This window comes from Arcicella rigui, assembly GCF_034929435.1.
Lineage (GTDB): Bacteria > Bacteroidota > Bacteroidia > Cytophagales > Spirosomataceae > Arcicella > Arcicella rigui.
Genome location: NZ_JAYFUM010000007.1, coordinates 204,657 through 228,758 on the forward strand (window position 1 = coordinate 204,657; position 24,102 = coordinate 228,758).

18 protein-coding genes are annotated in these 24,102 nt (G+C 36.4%); 12 read left to right on the forward strand and 6 right to left on the reverse strand.

Annotated elements, in window-relative coordinates; all coding sequences use genetic code 11:
* Nucleotides 1–96: 96 nt before the first annotated feature.
* Nucleotides 97–2,577: a ribonucleoside-diphosphate reductase subunit alpha gene (locus VB248_RS07120; protein ID WP_323296058.1), complete on the reverse strand. Its 2,481-nt coding sequence runs from the start codon at nt 2,575–2,577 to the stop codon at nt 97–99.
* A 741-nt stretch (nt 2,578–3,318) separates the two neighbouring features.
* Between VB248_RS07120 and VB248_RS07125 the strand changes: the two genes are divergently transcribed.
* The 5 genes from VB248_RS07125 (at nt 3,319) to VB248_RS07145 (ending at nt 7,961) form a co-directional block, all read left to right on the forward strand.
* Nucleotides 3,319–3,564, forward strand: coding sequence for a type B 50S ribosomal protein L31 (locus VB248_RS07125; RefSeq protein WP_309913032.1), 246 nt, complete (start codon nt 3,319–3,321; stop codon nt 3,562–3,564).
* 381 nt (nt 3,565–3,945) lie between these two features.
* Complete coding sequence (locus VB248_RS07130; protein ID WP_323296059.1) at nt 3,946–5,100, forward strand: GlmU family protein; 1,155 nt, start codon at nt 3,946–3,948, stop codon at nt 5,098–5,100.
* Between the two features lie 177 nt (nt 5,101–5,277).
* Nucleotides 5,278–6,387 carry a DNA polymerase III subunit gene (locus VB248_RS07135; protein WP_323296060.1) on the forward strand — a complete coding sequence of 370 codons (1,110 nt, stop codon included), beginning with the start codon at nt 5,278–5,280 and terminating at the stop codon, nt 6,385–6,387.
* Between the two features lie 154 nt (nt 6,388–6,541).
* Nucleotides 6,542–7,471, forward strand: coding sequence for a hydroxymethylbilane synthase (gene hemC / locus VB248_RS07140; RefSeq protein ID WP_323296061.1), 930 nt, complete (start codon nt 6,542–6,544; stop codon nt 7,469–7,471).
* A 97-nt stretch (nt 7,472–7,568) separates the two neighbouring features.
* Nucleotides 7,569–7,961: a hypothetical protein gene (locus VB248_RS07145; protein WP_323296062.1), complete on the forward strand. Its 393-nt coding sequence runs from the start codon at nt 7,569–7,571 to the stop codon at nt 7,959–7,961.
* Nucleotides 7,962–8,098: 137 nt separating this feature from the next.
* Here VB248_RS07145 and VB248_RS07150 read toward each other — a convergent pair whose 3' ends face one another.
* Entirely contained in the window at nt 8,099–9,682 is a 1,584-nt protein-coding gene (locus tag VB248_RS07150; protein ID WP_323296063.1) for a GDSL-type esterase/lipase family protein, read from the reverse strand.
* A 144-nt stretch (nt 9,683–9,826) separates the two neighbouring features.
* Complete coding sequence (locus VB248_RS07155; protein ID WP_323296064.1) at nt 9,827–10,540, reverse strand: thioredoxin domain-containing protein; 714 nt, start codon at nt 10,538–10,540, stop codon at nt 9,827–9,829.
* Between the two features lie 227 nt (nt 10,541–10,767).
* Between VB248_RS07155 and eno the strand changes: the two genes are divergently transcribed.
* From eno to gpmI, 7 genes are all read left to right on the forward strand, one after another.
* Complete coding sequence (gene eno / locus VB248_RS07160; RefSeq protein ID WP_323296065.1) at nt 10,768–12,045, forward strand: phosphopyruvate hydratase; 1,278 nt, start codon at nt 10,768–10,770, stop codon at nt 12,043–12,045.
* Nucleotides 12,046–12,158: 113 nt separating this feature from the next.
* Complete coding sequence (locus VB248_RS07165) at nt 12,159–12,389, forward strand: hypothetical protein (protein ID WP_323296066.1); 231 nt, start codon at nt 12,159–12,161, stop codon at nt 12,387–12,389.
* A complete protein-coding gene (locus VB248_RS07170) occupies nt 12,361–12,627 on the forward strand; it encodes a DUF2442 domain-containing protein (RefSeq protein WP_323296067.1) in 267 nt (88 codons plus the stop codon). The genes VB248_RS07165 and VB248_RS07170 overlap by 29 nt, the downstream gene beginning before the upstream one ends.
* 2 nt (nt 12,628–12,629) lie before the next feature.
* Entirely contained in the window at nt 12,630–12,938 is a 309-nt protein-coding gene (locus VB248_RS07175) for an FtsB family cell division protein (protein ID WP_323296068.1), read from the forward strand.
* A gap of 127 nt (nt 12,939–13,065) precedes the next feature.
* A complete protein-coding gene (locus tag VB248_RS07180; RefSeq protein ID WP_323296069.1) occupies nt 13,066–13,563 on the forward strand; it encodes a low molecular weight protein-tyrosine-phosphatase in 498 nt (165 codons plus the stop codon).
* Nucleotides 13,564–14,160 (forward strand): DUF1684 domain-containing protein, encoded by a 597-nt coding sequence (locus tag VB248_RS07185; protein WP_323296070.1) that lies wholly within the window; start codon nt 13,564–13,566, stop codon nt 14,158–14,160.
* A gap of 140 nt (nt 14,161–14,300) precedes the next feature.
* On the forward strand, nt 14,301–15,821 hold the full coding sequence (gpmI, locus tag VB248_RS07190; protein ID WP_323296071.1) for a 2,3-bisphosphoglycerate-independent phosphoglycerate mutase: 1,521 nt from the start codon (nt 14,301–14,303) through the stop codon (nt 15,819–15,821).
* A 243-nt stretch (nt 15,822–16,064) separates the two neighbouring features.
* On the opposite strand, the gene rpoC is transcribed toward gpmI, so the two are convergent.
* Genes rpoC through VB248_RS07205 form a run of 3 tightly spaced genes read right to left on the reverse strand, consistent with a single transcriptional unit; the run spans nt 16,065 to nt 24,070 of the window.
* Nucleotides 16,065–20,399 (reverse strand): DNA-directed RNA polymerase subunit beta', encoded by a 4,335-nt coding sequence (gene rpoC / locus VB248_RS07195; RefSeq protein ID WP_323296072.1) that lies wholly within the window; start codon nt 20,397–20,399, stop codon nt 16,065–16,067.
* A 21-nt stretch (nt 20,400–20,420) separates the two neighbouring features.
* Entirely contained in the window at nt 20,421–22,070 is a 1,650-nt protein-coding gene (locus VB248_RS07200; protein WP_323296073.1) for a hypothetical protein, read from the reverse strand.
* Between the two features lie 2 nt (nt 22,071–22,072).
* A complete protein-coding gene (locus VB248_RS07205; protein WP_323296074.1) occupies nt 22,073–24,070 on the reverse strand; it encodes a hypothetical protein in 1,998 nt (665 codons plus the stop codon).
* Nucleotides 24,071–24,102 lie beyond the last annotated feature (32 nt).

Here is a 24,102-nt window from a genome sequence, read left to right on the forward strand (position 1 = left end):
CGTTCAAATAAATTAAAACGAAAGTACTTATTTTTTGAAGAATCACAAAAAAAGCCCTCAATTCGTAGAAAAGAGGGCTTTTTAGGTTTACAATAATTAAGACCCGCAGGCTTCGCATCCATCTGGATCATCAATTGAGCATTGCATCGCCGACCAGTTTTGTTCGACTACGCTGTCTAAACCTCCTACAACGAGTGAGGCTGCTGATGATTTCGCTTGTGCTGCTTGTGCGGCATAAGCTTCATAACTCATCTCATGTTCTTGCACAACATTTGCTTGCTCAATGGCCACTTCGGCTTGTTTCTCGACTGTAAACTTGATAGCATCGGCTGCGGCTTTCGTTCTGAGATAATACATCCCAGTTTTCAAGCCTTTTTCCCATGCGTAGAAGTGCATCGAAGTAAGTTTACCAAAGTTCGGGTCTTGAATGTGGATATTTAATGATTGCGACTGGCAAATATAAGCACCTCTGTCGGCAGCCATTTCAATAATTACTTTTTGCTTGATTTCCCAAACAGTTTTGTACAAATCCTTCAAATCTTGTGGAATCTCAGCGATATTTTGTACTGAACCATTAGCAGAAATCAATTTATTTTTCATTGAATCATTCCATAAATTCAACTTCACCAAATCACGAAGAAGGTGTTTGTTGACTACGGCAAATTCTCCAGAAAGTACTCTACGTGCATAAATGTTTGAAGTATAAGGCTCAAAACATTCGTTGTTACCCAAAATTTGTGAAGTAGAAGCCGTAGGCATAGGAGCTACCAACAATGAGTTTCTCACACCATGTGTTTTTACTTTTTCTCTTAAAGCTTCCCAGTCCCAACGTCCTGATTCTGGTTTTACGCCCCACATATCAAATTGGAAAATACCTTGCGAGATTGGAGAACCCGCCCAAGTTTCATAAGGTCCTTCTTGAATTGCCAATTCCATTGATGCTTCCATTGCAGCATAATAGATGGTTTCAAAAATATCTTTATTCAATTGTTTCGCTTCTGCCGACTCGAAAGGCATTCTTAACAAAATAAATACATCTGCCAAACCTTGAACACCCAAACCAATCGGACGATGACGCATATTTGAACGTCTGGCTTCCTCTACTGGGTAATAGTTGCGGTCGATGATTTTATTTAAGTTCTTGGCTGCTACTTTCGTTACTTTATAAAGTGCTTGGTGGTCAAATTCTTGATAGCCCTTGGCATTTGTTTTCAAGAATTTTGGTAAAGCCAAAGAAGCCAAATTACAAACCGCTACTTCGTCTTTTGAAGTATATTCCATGATTTCAGTACACAAGTTTGAAGACTTGATTGTACCTAAATTCTTTTGGTTTGATTTACGGTTTGCATGGTCTTTGAATAACATATAAGGCGTTCCAGTTTCAGTTTGCGATTCCAAAATCTCGAACCACAAATCCTGAGCCTTGATTACTTTACGTGCTTTTCCTGCTAATTCGTAGCTTGTATAAAGTTTCTCAAATTCTTCGCCATAAGTATCAGCCAAACCTGGGCATTCGTGTGGACAAAGCAATGACCAAGTATCATTGTCTTTCACACGTTTCATGAATAAATCAGGAATCCATAATGCGTAGAATAAATCTCTTGCACGCATTTCTTCTTTACCGTGATTTTTCTTTAATGACAAGAAATCAAAAATATCAGCGTGCCAAGGTTCTAAATAAACAGCGAAAGAACCTTTTCTTTTTCCACCGCCTTGGTCAACGTAACGAGCGGTATCGTTGAATACTTTCAACATCGGTACGATACCGTTTGAAGTACCATTTGTTCCTTTGATATATGAACCCGTAGCACGAACATTGTGAATTGATAAACCAATTCCACCAGCCGACTGCGAGATTTTAGCACATTGTTTTAAAGTATCATAAATGCCTTCGATAGAATCGTCTTGCATCGTTAATAAGAAACAAGAAGACATTTGTGGCTTTTGTGTACCTGCATTGAAAAGCGTAGGAGTAGCATGAGTAAACCAACGCTCAGAGAGCAAATGGTAAGTTTCGATAGCACTTTCTACGTCTGCCCCATGAATACCAATCGCTACACGCATCAACATGTGCTGTGGACGCTCGGCAATTTTTCCTTCCATTTTCAAAAGATAAGATTTCTCTAAAGTCTTGAAACCGAAGTAGTCATAGCCAAAATCACGGTCATAGATAATCGCAGCGTCTAATTCAGCAGCGTTTTTCTTGATGACATCATATACTTCTTTCGATAAAAGAGAAGCATTTTCACCAGTTTTAGGGTCAGTATAATTATATAGACGCTTCATCGTTGCCGAGAACGATTTCATAGTCTCTTTATGCAAATTGGAAACAGCAATTCTGGCTGCAAGCACAGCATAGTCTGGGTGCTTGGTCGTCATCGAAGCGGCAGTTTCAGCTGCCAAATTGTCTAATTCGCTCGTGGTTACTCCATCATAAAGTCCTGTAATAACCTTTTTGGCTACTTCGAGGGGCTGCACAAAGAATGGGTCGAGGCTATAGCAAAGTTTTTCGATTCTGGCGGTAATCTTGTCAAACTTTACAGACTCACGTCTGCCATCTCTTTTGATAACGTACATAATAACTCGGGTTTTGGGGGGTGATCAATTCAAAAATAAAAACGAAGAATGATGTTTTATAACCTTTCTAAGAAATTCAAGAATTAAGGTTTAAGTACTCGTATTAAAACTTGAATACACAGTGTTTGGTTCAACACCAAGTATATGTTTTTCATTCCACTAATTCCACAAAATTTTCTCAAACTTCTACATTTACTGTTAATAACAATGAGGAAAAATGAAGCAAAATTCAGTCCAAAATATTGAAAATTTATGAGAACAATTTCCGCTAAGGAAGTGAGCGTGTTTGTACAAGTAAAATCTTCAAATTACTTAAAGACTTTTGTGGTGGTTGAGATATGTAATTCAAAGATAACAATTTCTTAATCTATTCGCAATGACTAATCCGCAATGAAAAAACTAAAAAAATATCATTTACTTCGTTATGTACAATAGTACTTTTAGTCTGATGCCACTTCACGAAGTATCGAACTTGGAATAATCATACTGAAATTTTTTCAGAAAAATTAAGAATACTTTTTCTGAAAAAGCTTGAGCAAATTACCTTAAAAAAGTTTTTGAAACCGCCAAAAAAAATGTAATTTTGCACCCTCAAATAAGAAAAGTGCTTTGTCGATAGTTTCCAGTATTTCGATGATTACCTTTAGTCAGCTCGATTACTGTATCTCCCAATTGAATCATTGACTCATTATATACCAACTCAGAGACGGCGGGGAATCGTCTCAAAATCAAAATATTATCATGAAACAAGGAATTCATCCAGATTACAGACCAGTGGTTTTCCACGATTTGTCTGCTGATTACAAGTTTTTAACACAATCTTGTGTTAAAACTACTGAAACTACTGAATTTGAAGGAGAAACTTATCCAGTATTCAAAATCGAGGTTTCTTCTCAATCACACCCATTCTATACAGGTAAAAACGTATTGTTGGATACTGCGGGTCGTGTTGATAAATTCTACAAACGTTTCGGTGGCAAGAAATAATTCTTCTACCCAAAGGTGTCGAAATTTGAAAAAAAACCTTTTAGAGCAATCTGAAAGGTTTTTTTATGCCTAATTATCGGTAATATATAACTTATATTTGTGACAATTATTTGTTTGTTAGTAATCATGAGACATTAAATTAATGGTAATGCTTTAGACAATAAGCTGTAAGCAGAAATACTTTTTATCGTAAAAAATAAATATTTTCCCTATTGCCTAAAGCTTACAGCCTAATACAAAATGGTAAAAAATAATTTTGTACGATTACTTACTAACAGATAATACTGGAAATTAGTGAAATGTAGTACATTCATTAATTTTGTATGCTAATCAATTATTAAATATTCTTGCCCAGCGGATGGGATACTCCGTATTAAATGTATGAATTTTATACTCTTTGATGACCCCCAGATTCGTCAGTCTTTGTTACCTCTTACTTTTACTCGTCCTGTCGGTGAAATTCGTATCGGAATACAAACCATCAGCGAAAAATGGCAAGCCTACTTGCAAAGCGAAACTTCATTTTATACGCAAGATTATTTACAGACTAAGTTCCCCGTCATTGTGGCAGACGACAATGTATTTATTAATTGTGCCGTTTGTCCGACAGAAACTTTAGTAGAAGCCATTCAGCAATTAGCACCCGAAACGGCTTTACTTCAAGGAGAAACCATTCTTGCTTACAGAAGTAAAGAAGCCAAAGATACTTTTGAAAATACGATTACCTTTGAGGGAACTGTCCGAATCATCCGCCATGCAATAGATATTTATACACACAACGGCGAGCAAATCATCAATGATTTTCAGAGAATCACCGCAGGAAGAATCTCGCAACCCATCAACGACCGCTTTACGGCTTTTTATAATGAATCACAGATTTTTATTGAAGAAGGCGTTGATTTAAAATCTGTTGTACTCGATGCTACACATGGCCCAATTTATATTGGCAAAGGCGTAAGCCTAAGTATTGGTGCTTTAATTCAAGGTCCTTTTGCGATTTGCGAAAATTCTGTGGTGAATATGGGAGCAAAAATGCGTAGAAATACAACCATTGGCCCGCATTGTAAGGTAGGCGGAGAAATCAGTAATTCCGTTATCTTTGGCAATTCAAACAAAGGACACGAAGGCTTCATGGGTAATTCTGTGATTGGCGAGTGGTGTAATTGGGGAGCTGATACCAATAATTCTAACTTAAAAAATGACTATTCAAAAGTAGAATTGTGGAGTTATGTAAGTAACCGCTACGAAAATACAGGTTCGCAATTTGTGGGTTTAATCATGGGCGACCATTCTAAATGTGGTATCAATACGATGTTTAACACTGGAACAGTTGTGGGTGTGAATTGTAATATTTTCGGAGCAGATTTTCAACCAAAGCATATTCCTTCGTTTTCGTGGAGTAATGGAAATGGTACTTTCAAAACCTATCATTTGCGTAAAGCAAACCAAGTAGCCCGTGCTGTTTTGGAACGTAGGGGAAAAGAATTTGATGCTGTCGAAGAACAAATTTTAAAAGCAATTTTTGAGAAGATTTGATGATTTGGAAATTTGAAAATGAAATTTCATTAAATTAATTTGAAGGTTTGAAAGTGTGGTAATTTGAAAATAAAAATGAGTAAGCTACTTATTTTCAAATCATCAAATTTTCAAATTCTTTTACTTTTTCAAATCTTCAAATTCTCCCACATTTTCAAATTTTCAAATTAGAAATTAATGTTATTTAAAGAAATCCCAGGTTTAAATGCCATCAAAAATACGCTGATTCGTTCGGTGCAAATGAACCATGTGGCTCATGCACAACTGTTTCATGGAGCAGTTGGTGGAGCAAACTTGGCTTTGGCTTGGGCATATTCTACTTATATCAATTGCGAGGATAAGACCGAAGCTGATGCTTGTGGACGTTGTGCGTCTTGTATCAAAATGGCAAAAATGGTGCATCCTGATATTCACCATATTTTCCCGACTCCGAGTGCGAAGGAAACCATTTTGGAATTATTGCCCACTTGGCGTAAGTTTTTGATTGAAAGTCCGTACAGAAGTTTAACAGATTGGTTGGAGTTTACGGGTGCAACTGGCAATAAGCAAGGAATTATTCCTATCAAGGAAGCTCATAATATTATTGAGAAAATTTCGCTCAAGGCTTTTGAAGCGGAGTACAAAATCCTGATTATTTGGCAACCAGAATTAATGAACATCGAGTCGGCGAACTCTTTATTGAAAATTTTAGAAGAGCCGCCTACCAAAACGCTGTTTATTCTCGTATGTAACGATACCAACAAGTTATTAACAACGATACTTTCCAGAACGCAAAGAGTAATGATTCCTGCTTTTTCAGATGAAAATACGGTTGAATACCTTACCGAAAAAACAGGAGTAACAACAGAAAGAGCCAAACAAATTGCGTACTTATCTGAAGGAAATATTTCAAAAGCAGTTGCTTTAACCACCCACGAAGGACAAGTACAGCACGAATGGTTTGCCAATTGGATGCGAATGGCGTACAAACCCAATGTGCCAGCCTTGATAAAATTGGCTGATGAATTTGACGGAATGTCGAAAGAAGACCAAAAAGGCATGATGGAGTACGGCTTGAATATTTTCAGAGATTTATTACTTTGGAAAAATGGAGCAGAAGTTTTGGTAAGATTAGAAGGAGAGGAGCTTACTTTTGTACAGAATTTTTCAAAAGCCGTAAAAGTTGAAGCCATTGAACTGATTGTACAAGAATTCAGTCAAGTATACTATTATTTAGAACGCAACGCAAGGGCGAAAATATTACATTTAGATTTATCACTAAGCATCGCCCGATTGTTCAAAAGTTAAGTAAAAAAGACGTTATTCGTTAACAGTATATCAGTTATCTGTATTTTCTCAGTAAACAGATATTTAATATTTTCCGATACTTAAACGGAATTATCCAAAAAACTAAAAGCTTACAGCTCAAGGCTTATAGCTCAGAGCTAATAATCATCCAACCATGAGTACAATAAAATTAGGAACGAGAGGGTCAAAATTAGCACTTTGGCAAGCGTACTTCATCAAAGAAACATTAGAAAAAGGCGGTTTATCAGTTGAAATCGTCATTATCAATACCAAAGGAGACCAAATCTTAGACCGTTCCTTGTCGAAAATTGGCTCAAAAGGAGTATTTACGGAAGAATTAGAAGAAAAACTTCGTTCTGGCGAAATAGATATTGCACAGCATTCAGCCAAAGATTTACAATCGGAATTGGCGGAAGATTTAGAATTAATTGCCTTTACCGAGCGTGAAAAAGTAAACGACGTTTTGGTCAGTTATGATAAAAGTTTGTCGCTCGAAAGTGGAAAACCTTTTGTGGTTGGTACTTCTTCGACCCGAAGAGTAGCGATGTTGAAGCATTTTTATCCGCACATCAAAACAGTAGATATGCGTGGAAACTTGCAAACTCGTATGGGCAAATTAGAAAGTGGCGTTTGCGATGCTTTGTTATTGGCTTATGCAGGAGTACATCGCATGGGCTACGAAGAACATATTGCAGAATTGATTTCCTTAGATAAATTTACACCTGCTGTCGGACAAGGTTCTGTGGCGATAGAATGTGCCGTTTCGTTGGATGCTGAAAAGAAAGCAAAGATTCGTGAATTGTGTAATCATGCTGAAACGGAACAACAATTATTGGCAGAACGTGCTTACTTGAGACGCTTGCAAGGTGGTTGTAGCATTCCTGTTTTTGGCTTGGCACAAACTGCTGAAAATGGTGAATTGACGATGACAGGCGGAATTATCAGTTTAGATGGACAAGAAGTGTTGAAAGAAAGAGTTTCAGGAACTGATGCCATTGAAGTAGGCGAAATTTTAGCAGAAAAGATTTTGAGTTTAGGCGGAGATAGAATTTTGAAAGAAATTCGTGCGGGGTTGAATAATTAGTGAGTTAGTGAATTGTGATTGAGTGATTAGGTTTTAATTATCTGATTTTTTAGAAATACTGATAACGGATATACTTTTAACTAATAACGTATTACTTATGTCTGCTGAAAAGATATTCAAAAAACTTCGTTTGGATAGCGACAAACAGCTTTTGATTGTGAATGCTCCTGAAAGTTACTTATCGTTATTGGCAGGCTCTAATTATGATACTGAACCAAAAGCGGGGGGAATCTATGATTTTGTACAAGTATTTGCCATTCAGCAAGCTGAGTTAGAAACTTTGATGCAGTCTGTAAGTAAAGCAGGGAAATTTGATTGTGTATTTTGGGCTTGTTATCCGAAAGGAACAGGTAAAATAAAAAGTGATATTAAGCGTGAAACTGTTTGGAAGGCTTTTGATTTAATCGGACTTCAAGCGGTTTCACAAGTAGCCATTGATGAAACTTGGTCTGCTTTGCGTGGCAGACCTGTTTCTATGGTGGGAAAATGATAATTTGAAGATTTGAAAATGTGGTAATTTGAAAATTACTTATAGCATAGATAGATAATTGCCCAAAATTATTTTCAAATCTTCAAATTACCTCATTTTCAAATCTTCAAATCATCTCAAATCTTCAAATCAAAAAACTACTTCAAAGCTTTTGCAATAGCTTCTTTCGCCAGTTTTTCCATGATTTTATAGCAAGCAATTGTTGGATGTACGCCGTCTTCTGCCATTTCTTTGCTCAAACCATTTCTTTCATCTTTCAAAGGCGTGAAGTAATCAAGATACACCAAGTTGTATTGTTTCGCCAATTGTTTGATGCCTTCGTTCAAAGCCATTACTTTGCTTGGTACATCTTTAATTTCTTTTCTCCACGGAAAAGCCGCCGCTGGCATCACCGAAGCCAAAATTACTTTAATATTATTTGCTTTGGCGATTTCAATCATAGATTTATAGTTTGCCAAAGTATATTCTTGCATATAATCGCCCGTGTTTTCTGCAATGTCGTTGATACCGATGTTGATAATGACTACTTTAGGTTTCAAATCCACCACATCTTGACGAAAACGCAATAAAGTTTGTGGAGAAGTTTGTCCGCTGATGCCTCTTCCTACATAATTATTGCTATTAAAAAAGTCAGCGTCAGCACCAACCCAGCCTTCTGTGATAGAATCTCCCGTAAAAACTACTCTTGTTTGTCCTTGTTTTGGCTCACCGATTTCGGCATTGGCTTTTTTGTATTTTACCAAATTTGCCCAATCTCTTCTTTCTCTTTCAGCATTTTGTTTAGCAAAAGTCTCTAATTGTTCTTCGCTAAATTGTTGTTCCCATTTATTAGGATAACGTTTCTTGAGATAACCTTGTAGTTTCAACCAATCGCCAAAACGTTCGTACCAAGTATCAGTCGGGATTTTTTGTTTATTCATACCAAAACCATGTCCACCTCTTTCGTAAATGTGCATTTCTACGGGTTGTCCTGCGGCTTTCCAATCTAAATATAATTGTGCATTTGCTGGTGCAAAACCCAATTGGTCGTCGGAAGCCAAAGCGATAAAGATGGGCGTTTTTTCTTTAGGAATATTTTTGATTTCCTCTACGGCTTTTGTGTAAGCGTAAATAGGAGCGATAAAATTAGGTTTGCTTTCTTCGGTCGCCTTGTAAGTTGCCCCTAAAGTAAGGGTTGCACCAGCCGAAAAGCCAATCATCCCAATTTTGTTTGGGTCGATGTCGTACTTTTCTGCATTTTTTCGGATGTATTTAATCGCTGTTGAAGCATCTTGAATGGCTAAAGGAATCACTGGAGCGTTTTCTTCATCCAAAGTTTTGAAGTTACCCATTTTTCCCATCAATTCTTTCACTGGGTCGTCGGTGAAACTTCTGGCTACTCTGTACTTCAAGACAAATGCGGCAATCCCTTTTGAGTTTAAGTACTTGGCTACTTCAATGCCTTCGCTGTCGATTGAAAGTGTATGAAATGCTCCGCCCGGTGCAATCAACATTGCCGTTCCTGTCGCTTTGTCTTTGTCGGGTAAAAAAGCCGTGATGGTTGGTTCGGCTACGTTATAGACTATTCTTGTTTTGAAGATGTTATTCGTACTTTCGGCTTCCGACCAAGTCCAGTTTTCAGAACCTGGGGCTTTGCCTGCATACAATTTGGTGACTTCCTGCGAGAAAGCAGAGGAACTGAGGAGCAATGAAAAAAGTAAACAGTAGCGTGATTTAATCATAATGATAGTATTTTGAGATTGTGTTTTTGAAAGGACTCAACTGAGAGACTTTTAGCAAACAATTTTACACAAAATACTATCATTATAATCATGTACAATCATGTTTTTATCAGAAAAGGTATTCTTATATTACCGATTTTGCGGTTAAAGTTGGTTGTCAATCATTTTGCGTAAGGCTTTTTCTTCTAAATAGCCCGTAGAGCGTTTTACTTGTTTGCCATCTTTAAAAATGATAAAAGTAGGAATTTCATCTACTTTATACTCCTCTACAACTGCTTTGCTGGCATCGGCATCTACTTTAATAAACTTTACTGAACCTGTTAATTCTTGGCTAAGTTTATCTACGGTTGGCATCATTTTCAAACAAGGGCCACACCACGAAGCGAAAAAATCTAAAATTACCAAACCTTTGGTATTAAGAAGTGCATCAATTTCTGATTTAGAATATCCTTTTGCTTCGTTATTTTCTTTTGAACCCTCCACAGGTTTTTTCCCAGCCGACCATTTTAAATAACCACCTTGTAAGTCATATACTTCTGTAAAGCCATTTTGCTTGAGTACTTCTACGGCAGCTTTGCTTCGTCCGCCAGCAAGACAATAGACAAAGGTTGGTTTGGTTTTATCTAAAGTACTGATTTTTTGAATAAATTCAGGGCTGCGATAGTCGATATTTGTGGCTTTGGGCAAATGTCCTCCGCCATATTCGCCACTTGTACGAACGTCAAGAAGTTGAGCATTTGGTTTTTCAGAATATTTTTTCTCAAATTCGTCAGCCGACAAAACTTGTGAGAGGCTAATGTTTATATTTGCAAAAGAAAGTATGGTGAAAAATATAAATGTGCGAATAATATGTTTCATTTTTTTGAGTATTAAAGTTAAGTAACTGTGAAAGTATTAGAAAAGTACAAGCAATCTTGAAAAAAGGCTTAAATTTGTTCTCATAATTAGAGCAAAGTATTGAAATCAACGATAAAATGCGAAAACTTGGCTATTATTGTTGGTATTTTGTTCAAACAATGCCGATAGTTATTATCTAATTTACAATAATTCCCTCCGTTTATAACCAAAAACAAAATTTACGCAAAATGAGTGCAATTCAACATGTACACGCAAGACAAATTTTGGATTCTCGTGGAAATCCAACAATTGAAGTAGATATCCGTACCGAAGACGGTGCTTTCGGACGTGCCGCTGTGCCATCTGGAGCTTCGACAGGTATTCACGAGGCCGTTGAATTACGTGATGAAGATAAAAGCGTTTACGTAGGAAAAGGTGTTTTGAAAGCCGTTGAAAACGTAAATACTAAAATTGCTCAAGAATTGTGGGGCTTAGAAGTTTCTGAGCAAAATTTAATTGACCGTTTGATGATTGAATTAGACGGAACTGCTAACAAAGGTAATTTAGGAGCAAACGCTATTTTGGGGGTTTCTTTGGCAGTAGCTAAAGCAGCGGCTCAAGAGTCAGGTTTATCTTTATATCGTTATATTGGTGGTGTGAACGCAAACACTTTACCAGTACCAATGATGAATATCTTGAACGGTGGTTCTCATGCTGATAACTCAATCGACTTCCAAGAGTTCATGGTAATGCCAGCAAAAGCTGAGTCATTCTCACACGCTTTGCGTATGGGTACTGAAGTATTCCATGCTTTGAAAGGCGTATTGAAATCTAAAGGATATTCAACTAACGTAGGTGATGAAGGTGGTTTTGCACCAAACATCAAGTCTAACGAAGAGGCTATCGAAATCGTTTTACAATCAATCGAAAAAGCAGGTTACAAACCAGGTGAAGAAATTTTCATCGCTATGGATGCTGCTTCTTCTGAATTCTATAACGAAGAAACTGGTCTTTATACATTCAAGAAATCTGATGGCAAGCAATTGAATTCTTTAGAAATGGCTGCTTACTGGAAAACTTGGGTTGATAAATATCCAATTATTTCTATTGAAGATGGTATGGCTGAAGATGACTGGGCTGGTTGGGCAGAACAGACTAAATTAATCGGTAGCAAATGCCAATTAGTAGGTGACGATTTATTTGTAACTAACGTGAAACGTTTACAAATGGGTATCGAAAAAGGCGTTGCTAACGCTGTATTAGTAAAAGTAAACCAAATTGGTTCTTTAACTGAAACAATTGATACTATCAACTTAGCAAAACGTAATTCATACAAAAACATCATGTCGCACCGTTCAGGTGAAACTGAAGATGCTACAATTGCTGACTTAGCAGTAGCATTGAACACAGGTCAAATCAAAACTGGTTCGGCTTCTCGTTCAGACCGTATGGCTAAATACAACCAATTACTTCGTATCGAAGAAGAATTAGGCTCAAACGCTTACTTCCCAGGATTGAATTTCTAATTGGAAATCATATATAAAAAGAGCCTTGCAGAGTTTTTTGCAAGGCTCTTTTTGTTTTTTGTAATTCTACATGGAATGCTCAAATTGAGTATATTTGTAAAAAAGCTTTAGTTATGACACAAAAATTGTCACATAAGAAAAACGATAATCCAATTCCTCTTCTAAAGAAAGGACAATACAATAGCTATCGCCCAGAAGATATTAAGCAATGGGGCGTTGAACGTTTTTTAGATACTGTTTGTGCAAAGAATGACATTGAAGTACCCGTACTGACGAGGAGAATAAGAATATGGATGTTATTCTGTGTGAATGCTTATGATAATTTCATCATTTCATATTATTAAGCCTTATCAAATAGAAGTACTCTTTGATGATGGTAAGTTTGTTGTTGCAGATTTAGAGGATTTTTTGACTAAAAGTGCTAATCCTCAGATTAAACAGTTCTTAGATACTGATAAGTTTTATCATGTAGAGATAGATGATTTTGGAGTATTGGTCTGGGGCGATGATGAGATGGACATAGATCCATTAAAAATTTATGAGGGTCATTATTCTGTTAAAGATAGTTTACTAATTACTTAGCCATGAAAAATTTACTTTTAGGAAAATACCGTTTTTATACCCTTACTTTTTCGGTGTTGTTGGTATGGATGCTTTTTTTTGATGACAATAATATTTTCGTACAATTCAAAATGTACCGTGAACTTAGCCGTTTGGAAAGTGAAACGGCATATTACGCTGAAAAACTAAAAGAAGTAGAGAAAGAAAAAGTAGAAGTAATGGGAACGCCAAAATTGGTTGAAAAATTTGCCCGTGAAAAGTACTTGATGAAAAAGCCACAAGAAGAAATTTATGTAATTGTGGACGAAGAAAACCAACCAATTGAGAAGTAAAACACTCTAAATGGTGAATAAAATCATTTGAACCTGTACGAACCAGCGTGTTTTACAGGTTTTTTTGTGAAATTTGTAAAAAGCTTATTACATACCGCTCAAACGAGTTGTATGATGTTTTAAAATTATGATGTTAAAAATTTTATTTGTTTGTACTGGTAATATTTGTCGTTCGCCCATAGCGGAGGAAACTTTTAGAAGAGCCGTAAAGGCTCGTGATTTACAACGTGTCATCCAATGTGATTCAGCCGCTACTCATGCCTATCATATTGGCGATTTGCCCGACCCTCGTACTCGTAAAAATGCAGAGTCGCATGGCTTGAAACTTACCCATCATTGTAGAAAACTTTCGGGAGAAGATTTTTCGGTTTTTGATTATATCGTTGCGATGGACAATTATAATATGGAGAATATCCAAACCATAAGTGCTCGCTCAACAGGTATTCATCAACACGAAGATATTTGTTTTTTATACAGAAAATTTGACCCGCTGGCTCAGGGAAAACGCTTGGAAGTACCAGACCCTTACTATGGAAATTCAGAAGATTTTGAGGAGGTTTATCAAATTGTAAATCGTTGTGCAGAGTCATTTTTAGATTACTTAGTTGATAAACATCATTTGTAAATGAAAAGATTAAGCTTAATATTACTTACGCTAATTTCAATACAAACTTTGGCTCAGAACTACCAAGAAAGTATTGCAAAACACCGTGAACATTATAAAAAAGAGTTTCTGACAAACGGTGGACCTTTGAAAAAGAAGGATTTGGAGTACTTACGATTTTATGAGCCAGATACCAATTATCGAGTAAAAGCAATTTTTAAAAAAGCTGAAGATGCCAGTACTTTGTTTTTTGCTACCTCCGACGGACAAAAGCAGGAGTATTTCAAATATGGTGTTTTCATTTTTGAAGTAAAGGGAAAAGCTGTGATACTTAACGTTTATCGAAGTTTAGCTTTGATGCGAGTGCCAAAGTATAGAAATTACTTGTTCGTTCCTTTCAAAGACATGACGAACGGTAAAGAAACTTATGGTGGAGGGCGTTATTTAGACCTTGAAACTACCGATATTCAAAATGATAGCGTAATTTTAGACTTTAATAAAGCATACAACCCTTATTGTGCTTTCAGTAATGGATATTCTTGCCCGATTCCACCCAAAGAAAACCACTTAGCGGTGACGATTGAAGCAGGGGAGAAGACTTTCGGAAAAGAACATTAGGAAAGAGTTATGAATTTAAAATATTGATAAACAGCATTTTAATACTCAGAAATCTCTTATTTACAGAAGTTACTTAAAAAATAAATGCTCAAAGCTTACAGCTAATTTCTAACGCTAATAAAATAAATCAAGCAATACACGTGGACAAAAAAGTAATTTTAATCATCCTTGACGGTTGGGGAATAGCTCAGAAGGGTTATGAAGACCGTTCGGCAATCATTGCAGCAAAAACGCCATTTTATGATTCTATTTTGGCGAATAATCCAAATAGTACTTTAGTGACTTTCGGCCCAGAAGTGGGTTTGCCAGAAGGTCAGTTTGGTAACTCAGAGGTTGGTCACATGAATTTAGGGGCTGGTCGTACTGTAAAACAAAGTTTGGTTCGCTTAAATGATGCCATTGAACAAGATACGCTTCGCCATGAACCTGTTTTAGTAAAAGCGATTAAGTATGCTAAAGATAATAACAAGCCTTTTCATTTGATTGGTTTAGTGTCGGACGGTGGCGTACACGCACACATCAATCACGTAAAAGCATTATGTAATGTATTGAAAGATAATGATTTAGATAAAGTATATATCCATGCTTTTACAGATGGACGTGATACTGACCCTAAATCTGGAAAAGGGTATATCGAAGATTTATCTTCTTTTTTAACTACTTCTGTGGGTAAAATTGCGAGTGTAACAGGTCGTTATTTTGCCATGGACAGAGACAATCGTTGGGAGCGTATTCAAAAGGCTTACGACGTAATGGTTAAAGGAATCGGAACTGAAACAGAAGATGTATTGGCTTCAATTGCCGCTTCTTATGAAGCAGGAGTAACGGACGAATTCATTGAACCGCTTTTAGTAACTGAAAACGGAAAACCTGTTGCTACTATCGAAGAAGGTGATGTAGTATTATGTTTCAATTATCGTACAGACCGTCCACAGGAAATCACGAAGGCTTTAACGCAACAAGATTTCCCTGAAAATGGTATGAAGAAATTGGATATTCAGTACTATACTTTAACAAATTACAACAAATCTTTTGTAGGAGTAAATGTAATTTTTGATGATAGCAACTTGCCTGCTACTTTGGGTGAAGTATTATCTGAAGCAGGTAAAAAACAAATCAGAATTGCTGAAACTGAGAAATATCCACACGTTACTTTCTTCTTTTCGGGTGGTCGTAACGAAGAGTTTGCAGGTGAAAGCCGCATTCTTTGTAATTCTCCGAAAGTGGCTACTTATGACTTACAACCAGAAATGTCAGTCTATGAAGTACGTGACAGCTTAGTACCTGCTTTAGCAGATGAAAAAGCAGATTTCGTATGTTTGAACTTTGCTAACCCAGACATGGTTGGGCATACTGGCGATTTCCAAGCAGTAGTTGATGCTTGCGAAGCGGTTGATAAATCATTAGAAGCAGTTGTAACGACAGGTGTTGAACATGGTTATTCTGTAATTGTATTGGCCGACCACGGAAATGCTGATTATATGATTAATGACGATGGTTCACCAAATACGCAACACAGTTTAAATCTTGTGCCTTGTATTTTGATTGACAAAGACAAAAAAGCAATCAAAAATGGTAAATTGGGAGACATCGCTCCAACTATTTTGGATTTGATGGGTATCGAAAAACCAGCAATTATGACAGGCGTAAGTTTGGTATAAGATTTAAAGTTTTTTATAAATAAGGTCAGGCTTTAAAACCTGACCTTTTTATTTTGCCTTAATCTAAAGTCTAAAGTATTTTACTAACGTCTTGCTTCTTGTCTCTTGTCTCTAAAGTCTAAAGTCATAACGTCTTGTCTCTTTCTTCTTGCCTCTTGTTTCTAACCACTATTCTAAAATTCCAATAAAAAAAGCCCTCAGAATTAACTAAGGGCTTTTTTTGTATATGTTGAATATTCATTACTAAACAATCCAACGAGCTTTACGATAGCCACCAACCTTTTCTTGGGCCTTAGCTTCTTTAGCTGTTTCTACTTGTTGTAATTCTTCTTTTGAAGTAATTACATAATCAGCATACTTGCGGATACCAGTACCTGCTGGGATTAAGTGACCAACAATTACGTTTTCTTTCAAGCCATCTAAAGTATCTGCTTTAGCACGGATAGATGCTTCAGATAATACTTTCGTTGTTTCTTGGAAAGAAGCCGCAGAAATGAATGAGTCAGTTCCTAAAGATGCTTGAGTGATACCTTGTAAGTTTGGTTGAGAAACCGCTGGTTGTGCATCACGAACAGTAACAATCTTCATATCACGACGTTTCAATGAAGAGTTTTCATCACGTAAAGCACGAGCAGAAACAATCATACCCACTTTCATTTTCTCAGAATCACCAGCATCTACAACAACTTTCTTATCCATGATTTTATCGTTTTCCTCACGGAACAAGAATCTGTCAACACTTTGTCCGTTCAAGAACATTGTATCTCCCGACTCAACGATGATTACTTTTTGCATCATCTGACGAACGATAGCCTCGATGTGCTTATCGTTAATTTTCACACCTTGCAAACGGTAAACGTCTTGGATTTCATTTACTAAGTACTCTTGTACAGCAGTTGGTCCTTTGATAGCCAAAATATCTGAAGGCGTAATAGCACCATCTGAAAGAGGTACACCCGCACGCACAAAGTCATTATTCTGAACAAGGATATGTTTAGATAATGGTACTAAGTATTTACGTTCGCCACCATCTTTTGCACGTACATAAATTTCACGGTTACCACGTTTGATACCACCTAAAGTAATAACACCGTCAATCTCAGAAACTACTGCTGGGTTAGAAGGGTTACGAGCTTCAAATAATTCAGTTACACGTGGAAGACCACCCGTAATGTCACGAGTTTTACCAGCAGCACGAGGAATTTTCGCCAAGATTTGTCCCGGTTTAATTTTCGCTTTGTTTTCAACTGATAAACGTGCCGCTACTGGTACGTTGTAAGCTACTGGTTCATCAGAACCTTTCACAACAACCAAGATAGCAGGGTTTTTAGTTTTATCTTTAGATTCGATAATTACTTTCTCACGCAAACCTGTTTGCTCATCGGCTTCTTCTTTGTAAGTAACATTTTCTTCGATAGCATCGAATTGAATAGTACCTTCAACTTCCGATAAGATTACAGCGTTGTATGGATCCCAAGCACAAATCTCTTCTCCTTTTGTAATCGTTTGTCCGTCTTTAACTCTTAAATAAGCACCATAAGGTACGTTATTAGCGATAAATACTTGTTGAGGATTGTTTGGATTTAAGATTTGAACCTCACCCGAACGACCCATTACGATTTCAACTGGCTTACCTTCTGGGTCAACCGAAGAAACTGTACGCATCTCTTCAAATTTAATGATACCATCAAATTTAGCTTTGATAGCAGCATCCAATGTTACGTTTTGAGCAGTACCCCCAACGTGGAATGTACGAAGCGTAAGCTGTGTACCTGGCTCACCGATTGACTGAGATGCAATTACACCCACAGCTTCACCGATACTTACCATTCTACCTGTTGAAAGGTTACGTCCATAACATTTAGCACATACTCCATAACGAGTTTCGCAAGTTAATACCGAACGAATTTCGATTGAATCAATCGCAGTATCATCAACAGAAAGAGCTGCCTCTTCGCTGATTTCTTCACCTGCTTTGATTAATAATTTACCAGTAACTGGGTCATAAACATCATGGATAGATACACGACCTAAGATACGTTCTGATAAAGGTTCAATGATTTCTTCGTTATCTTTCAATGCAGAAGTTTGAATACCTCTTAAAGTACCACAATCTTCTTCATTTACGATTACATCTTGAGCAACGTCATGCAAACGACGAGTTAAGTAACCCGCATCGGCAGTTTTCAAGGCTGTATCGGCCAAACCTTTACGAGCACCGTGCGTAGAGATAAAGTACTCAAGTACGTCAAGACCTTCTTTAAAGTTAGAAAGGATTGGGTTTTCGATGATTTCACCAACCGAACCTTGTAAGTTCTTCTGAGGTTTCGCCATCAAACCACGCATACCACCTAACTGACGAATCTGTTCACGAGAACCACGAGCTCCAGAGTGCATCATCATATAGATAGCATTGAAACCTTGTCTGTCGTTCTCCATTTGATTCATCAAAGTATCAGTAATTTTCTTGTTTACTGATGTCCAGATGTCAATTACAGCATTGTAACGTTCGTTATCTGTAATTAAACCCATCAAATAGTTGTCAGTTACTTCTGCTACTCTTTCTTTCGCTTGAGCAACCAAAGCAGCTTTTTCTTCTGGAACGATGATGTCACCGATACCCATTGAAAGACCTCCTCTGAATGCCATTTGGTATCCTAAGTCTTTAATATCATCTAAGAATTTCGCTGTACGAGCAACTCCAGAGATTTTAAATACCGTAGCAATGATTTGTTGCAATTTCTTTTTAGTCAACAATTCATTAATATATCCTACTTCTTCAGGAACGCAAAGGTTGAATAATACACGGCCAGCAACAGTTTTCACCATTTCTTCAACCAATGAACCATCTTCTTTACGTACTTTCGCTTTTACTTCGATATTTGCATGTTTCGATACTTTTCCTTCGTTCATACCGATTACTACCTCCTCGAAGCCATAGAACTTCATACCTTCTCCTAAAACTGGATATTCTGGTGTATTTCTACGTCCTTTTGTTACGTAATACAAACCAAGAACCATGTCTTGTGAAGGTACAGTAATAGGAGCACCATTGGCTGGGTTCAAGATATTGTGTGAACCTAACATCAATAAAGATGCTTCCAAAATTGCTTCTTGTCCAAGTGGTACGTGTACCGCCATTTGGTCACCATCAAAGTCGGCGTTGAATGCCGTACAAGTTAATGGGTGCAATTGGATTGCTTTTCCTTCAATCAATTTAGGTTGGAATGCTTGGATACCCAAACGGTGAAGCGTAGGGGCACGGTTTAGAAGAACTGGATGTCCTTTCATTACGTTTTCCAAAATATCCCAAACTACTGGGTCTTTTCTATCAACAATTTTCTTGGCAGATTTTACCGTTTTCACGATACCTCTTTCAATCAATTTTCTGATAACAAATGGTTTGAAAAGCTCGGCAGCCATATCTTTTGGCAAACCACATTCGTGCATTTTCAATTCAGGCCCAACCACAATTACCGAACGACCAGAGTAATCGACACGCTTACCTAATAAGTTCTGACGGAAACGTCCTTGCTTACCTTTCAACATATCTGAAAGTGATTTCAGAGCACGGTTACCTTCTGAACGAACAGCGTTGATTTTACGTGAGTTATCGAATAATGAATCGACAGCCTCTTGCAACATACGCTTTTCGTTACGTAAGATTACTTCTGGAGCTTTGATTTCAATCAAACGTTTCAAACGGTTGTTACGGATAATTACACGACGGTAAAGGTCGTTCAAATCCGAAGTCGCAAAACGACCACCATCTAAAGGTACAAGCGGACGCAATTCTGGTGGAATTACTGGTACCATTTTGATAATCATCCATTCTGGCTTGTTCTCGATACGAGTACCCGCCTCACGGAAAGCTTCCACTACTTTCAAACGTTTTAAGGCTTCAGCCTTACGTTGTTGAGAAGTATCGTTTGCTGCTGAGTGACGTAAATCATAAGATAAATTATCTAATTCAGTACGCTTCAACAACATATCCAAAGCCTCTGCACCCATTTTAGCAATGAATTTCTGAGGGTCTTCGTCTGGTAATAATTGGTTTTCACGAGGCAACTTGTCGATGATGTCCAAATATTCGTCTTCTGTTAAGAAGTCCATTTTGTTTACACCATCCTCAGCTTTGATACCCGCTTGAACAACCACGTATCTTTCGTAATAGATTACTTGGTCAAGTTTTTTAGTAGAAAGCCCTAACAAGTAACCAATTTTGTTAGGTAAGCTACGGAAGTACCAAATGTGTGCAACAGGCACAACCAATTCGATGTGTCCCATACGCTCACGACGTACTTTTTTCTCCGTAACTTCTACACCACAACGGTCGCAGATAATTCCTTTGTAACGAATACGTTTGTATTTCCCACAATGACATTCCCAGTCTTTTGTAGGGCCGAAAATACGCTCACAGAACAAACCTCCCATTTCTGGTTTGTAAGTTCTATAGTTGATTGTTTCGGGTTGTGTAACTTCTCCGTGTGATCCTTCAAGAATCGACTCAGGTGACGCTAATGAAATCGTTACCTTAGAGAACTCACTGTTTAATTTTCTATTCTTTTTGAATGACATATTTGATTTATTAAACGAGTCCTAAACTTTAATTATCTTATTCGTTGTAAAATACTGGATTCTATTATTTTGATATAAACATAAATAAACTTTGTATGTACCTTTTCCCAACAGTTCTTTTTCAATATTGGTAAAAACTTTGTTTCTGGATGAATGCCAAAATTTAAAGTTTCTGAACATATTCTTTGTTGAGAAAACAAAGGTTTTATTATCAGATTTTAATACAAAATAAATACCATTTAACCCTAAATAATTAATTGGCTGTTGGTCAAAGCTATCATCAGTAATGGTAATAAAGGTATTTTTTTGTAACTCAAGTACTTGATTTACTTTTAAATCGCCTTCAATATTACGCTTACCTGAAATCACTTTCCACTCACGGTGTAAATCAGTACTTGGAAATGAGTAAGCACCTAAGTGGCTCAAATCCTTATCTATTGAATTCTGGAAATTTTGAAAGGCATTATCCGTTCCAAGTACGGGGTTTAAGTAATGATTTGCTCTATCCGCTGCGACAACTTTCGCTCTGTCAGACATGTAAATTGAGTACTTATAAAACCCACAAAAGAATAAAACCATTGCACAGATAGTAATAAAACCTTGTGTTTTTTGGTTTAAATTCGATGAAAAGTATAAATAAATAAGTGATAGCTCTAAAAAACCGTAATAACGATGATTTGAAACCATTGAACTTATTTCTGGATTAATTCCAGCCCTTCCAATTGCAACCATACTGATTACAACCATTAACAGTAATAAAACAAAGAACAAAAAAGCATTTTGTAAATAGTCTTTAGATTCTTTTAGTTTCCAAAAACTTTGGTAGATAACATACACTGACGACAGAAAAGTAATGAATCCGAAAAAACCTACTACTTTCAATCTCAATGGGTTATCTTCATTCATAAAAAGGTCGCTCCATCCGCCATGTATCCATAAAAATCCTTTCGGAATATTTAAAACACTGTGTTGGATAGATTGTAGAGCAAAAGTAACAATGCCATCTCCTTTGATGTAGCCAGTGAAGTAAAACATATAAATACCCACTGCATACAAAACCCAAATTGCCATTAGTTTGTAATTGGCTTTTGTGGCTAAAATAATAATGGCAAAAGGCAAAGCCAGCAAACCACTTCCAAAAGAAAATACTGCTAAAAATGCCGTTAAAAATGCTAAGTATTTGATTTTACCTTCATTCAATAAAAGAAAAATGGTGAAAATCGTAAAACCTAAAGCACATAAATATTGGCATGAGGCATTTGCCCAAGTAATTATAATGAAAATATGCAGTGGAAATACCAAATATAAAACTGGTAAAAACGTACTTATTTTCACTTTTTTACGCCACACAAACAAGAGCAAAAAACAAATACTGTATATAATCAAGTTGCCAAGAAATATATAATAGGTAAAGTTTAGTTGCCCAAACAATTTATACTGAATCAAACTAATCAGTGCCAATAATGGAAATCTATATTCATTTTGTTGAGAAAAAACCGCTTTCAATTTTCCTGATATACTTGGTGATTTTATACTCTCGATAAATGGAGTACCAATCATGTTGTAATCATCTAAAATGAAAAGGTTTTGACTAAAATAAATGTAAAAACCCATAAATAAGCTCAAAGGAATAAATCCCAACAAAACAGGCAAGAGGTTGTAGGCTTTCATTTTTACTGAATTTGTATCTCTGTCAATTCAATTGAGGTTGCTTTTTCATAACCTTTTGGATAAGGAGATACTAATTTTATGGAACGAATGCCTACGTTTTTCTGTCCTTGTGTACTAAAGAAAGTAAAAGCTTCAGCATTATTTCTCACTCTTTTATTAGCAATTACTCCTCCGTTTAGTACATTAGGCACAAGCCTAAATTTTTCTGAACTTCCATCAGTATATTCAAAAACACCAAATAAATAAGGCGGCTGAAAAAGTATTTTAGAAGCTTGTCCTAAGATACTGTATTTCAAATGCCATTTTATAAGTAATATATTTTGTGTTGGAGGCAAATCAAGCTTTGAAAAAGTATCAATGGTTTTACTACTTTTTGAAATTATGACTTCTTTTTTTACTCTGTTTGATTTTTTCAAAACCATCAAAGTATCCACATTGCCTTCTTCTTGTTTTACTTTTATCAAGTTTTGAACATCAAATCTTGTTAAAATTGCTCTTTTCGTCGCTCCTTCATAAAAGAAGAAAAACTGTTCTCGGTAAGGTAATTCTTGATAAAGTAAATAATCTGGTGCTGTTTGAGATTTGTATTTCTGAGCATTCAAACTATCTAAATAACCAGAATAAGCCTGATAAGTCTGCACAATGGGTCTTGGATTATATGGTAGTTTATTCACCATGACATAAGCTATTTCCCAAGGCAAAATATCAACTGTTCCTTTTCTCAAATAAGCATTTACTTCATCTGGAAATTGTCTTACAAGAGCGTCTTGCTTTGTATAAGTAACTTCTTGTTCATTAAACGCATTCGTGAAAAAACCGATGGATGATGAACTACCGATAAAAGTCTGAATGCCTTCAACATTTGATTTTCGGTTTTGCCAATTGTCTAAATCTTTTTTAGCAGTTGGCAAGGCTGAAAAAGCATAACCTTGTAAAGTACCGTCTGACCAATACCAATGAAGTCCATTTCTGAACAAAAAGCCTAATAATACAAGTACAATTACTTTTGCTTGTACTTTTTTAGTATTTTCTACCAGTAAAATCAGTGAAATGATTACTGGGAAAAATAAAAGAAAACCGTACAAATTGGTAGAAGACAAAGACGAAAAGCTTTGTTTATAACTCAGAAATAAAGAAAGAGCTACCAAACAGAATACATATAACTGATTGGCTTTTGCATTTTTATTTTTCTGAGCCAAGAAATAGTCCCAAGCTATCCATAAAAAAAATAGAATTACTGTAAGTACTACTCCAAAAGCTAATACGAGTCTAATACCATAAATATCATTCATTACTGCCTGAGCATCAATGTATCCATCAATCAATTTAACTCCCGACGAAACGTAAATAGCTAAATTGGTTTGTAAGATATATGCCAAAAGCAATAATAAAAGAATACTTATACTTGCTAAAGTGACGACACTTTTGGCTAATAAATAACGCCTTAAACCAAAGAACGATAAAGAACCAAACCATATTACGAGCATTGCGAGGCTCAAATTTAGTTTGATAAAAAAGGCAATAATTGTAATAATTGAAACGATTCCTAAACTGTAAATTTTCTTGTTTTGTAAGAAGAGAAATAAAAATCCTACTTGAAGTATCAATAAGGAAAAGGATAAATCTCCTACAAAACGGTAAGGAAAAAAACACAGTCCCGCAAAAAATAGAGCCATCACTTTTGAGGCTGACTTTTTTACGATTTCAATAATTAATACAACAAAACCGACTTGTATTAATAAATGAACTAAGAATGCAACAAGCTGATAAGCAAAACCTTTTGGGGCATAACCTGTATTCAAAAAACCCAGTGGGCCGTAAGTAAACAGAAAATCCTGACCAAAAAGTAATTTATCTTCAATTGCTACCTTTAGTGCAATACACCACGAGGGGTCGAGTCCTTTGGTGTACTCTTGTACATTTTGAAATGATGGCAAAAGCATTAAAAACATCCACATCCAAGCAGCCCATACGGAAGTCTTTTTTGAATATTGAGTCATAAATAAACAATTTGCCTTTACATTTATCTTTG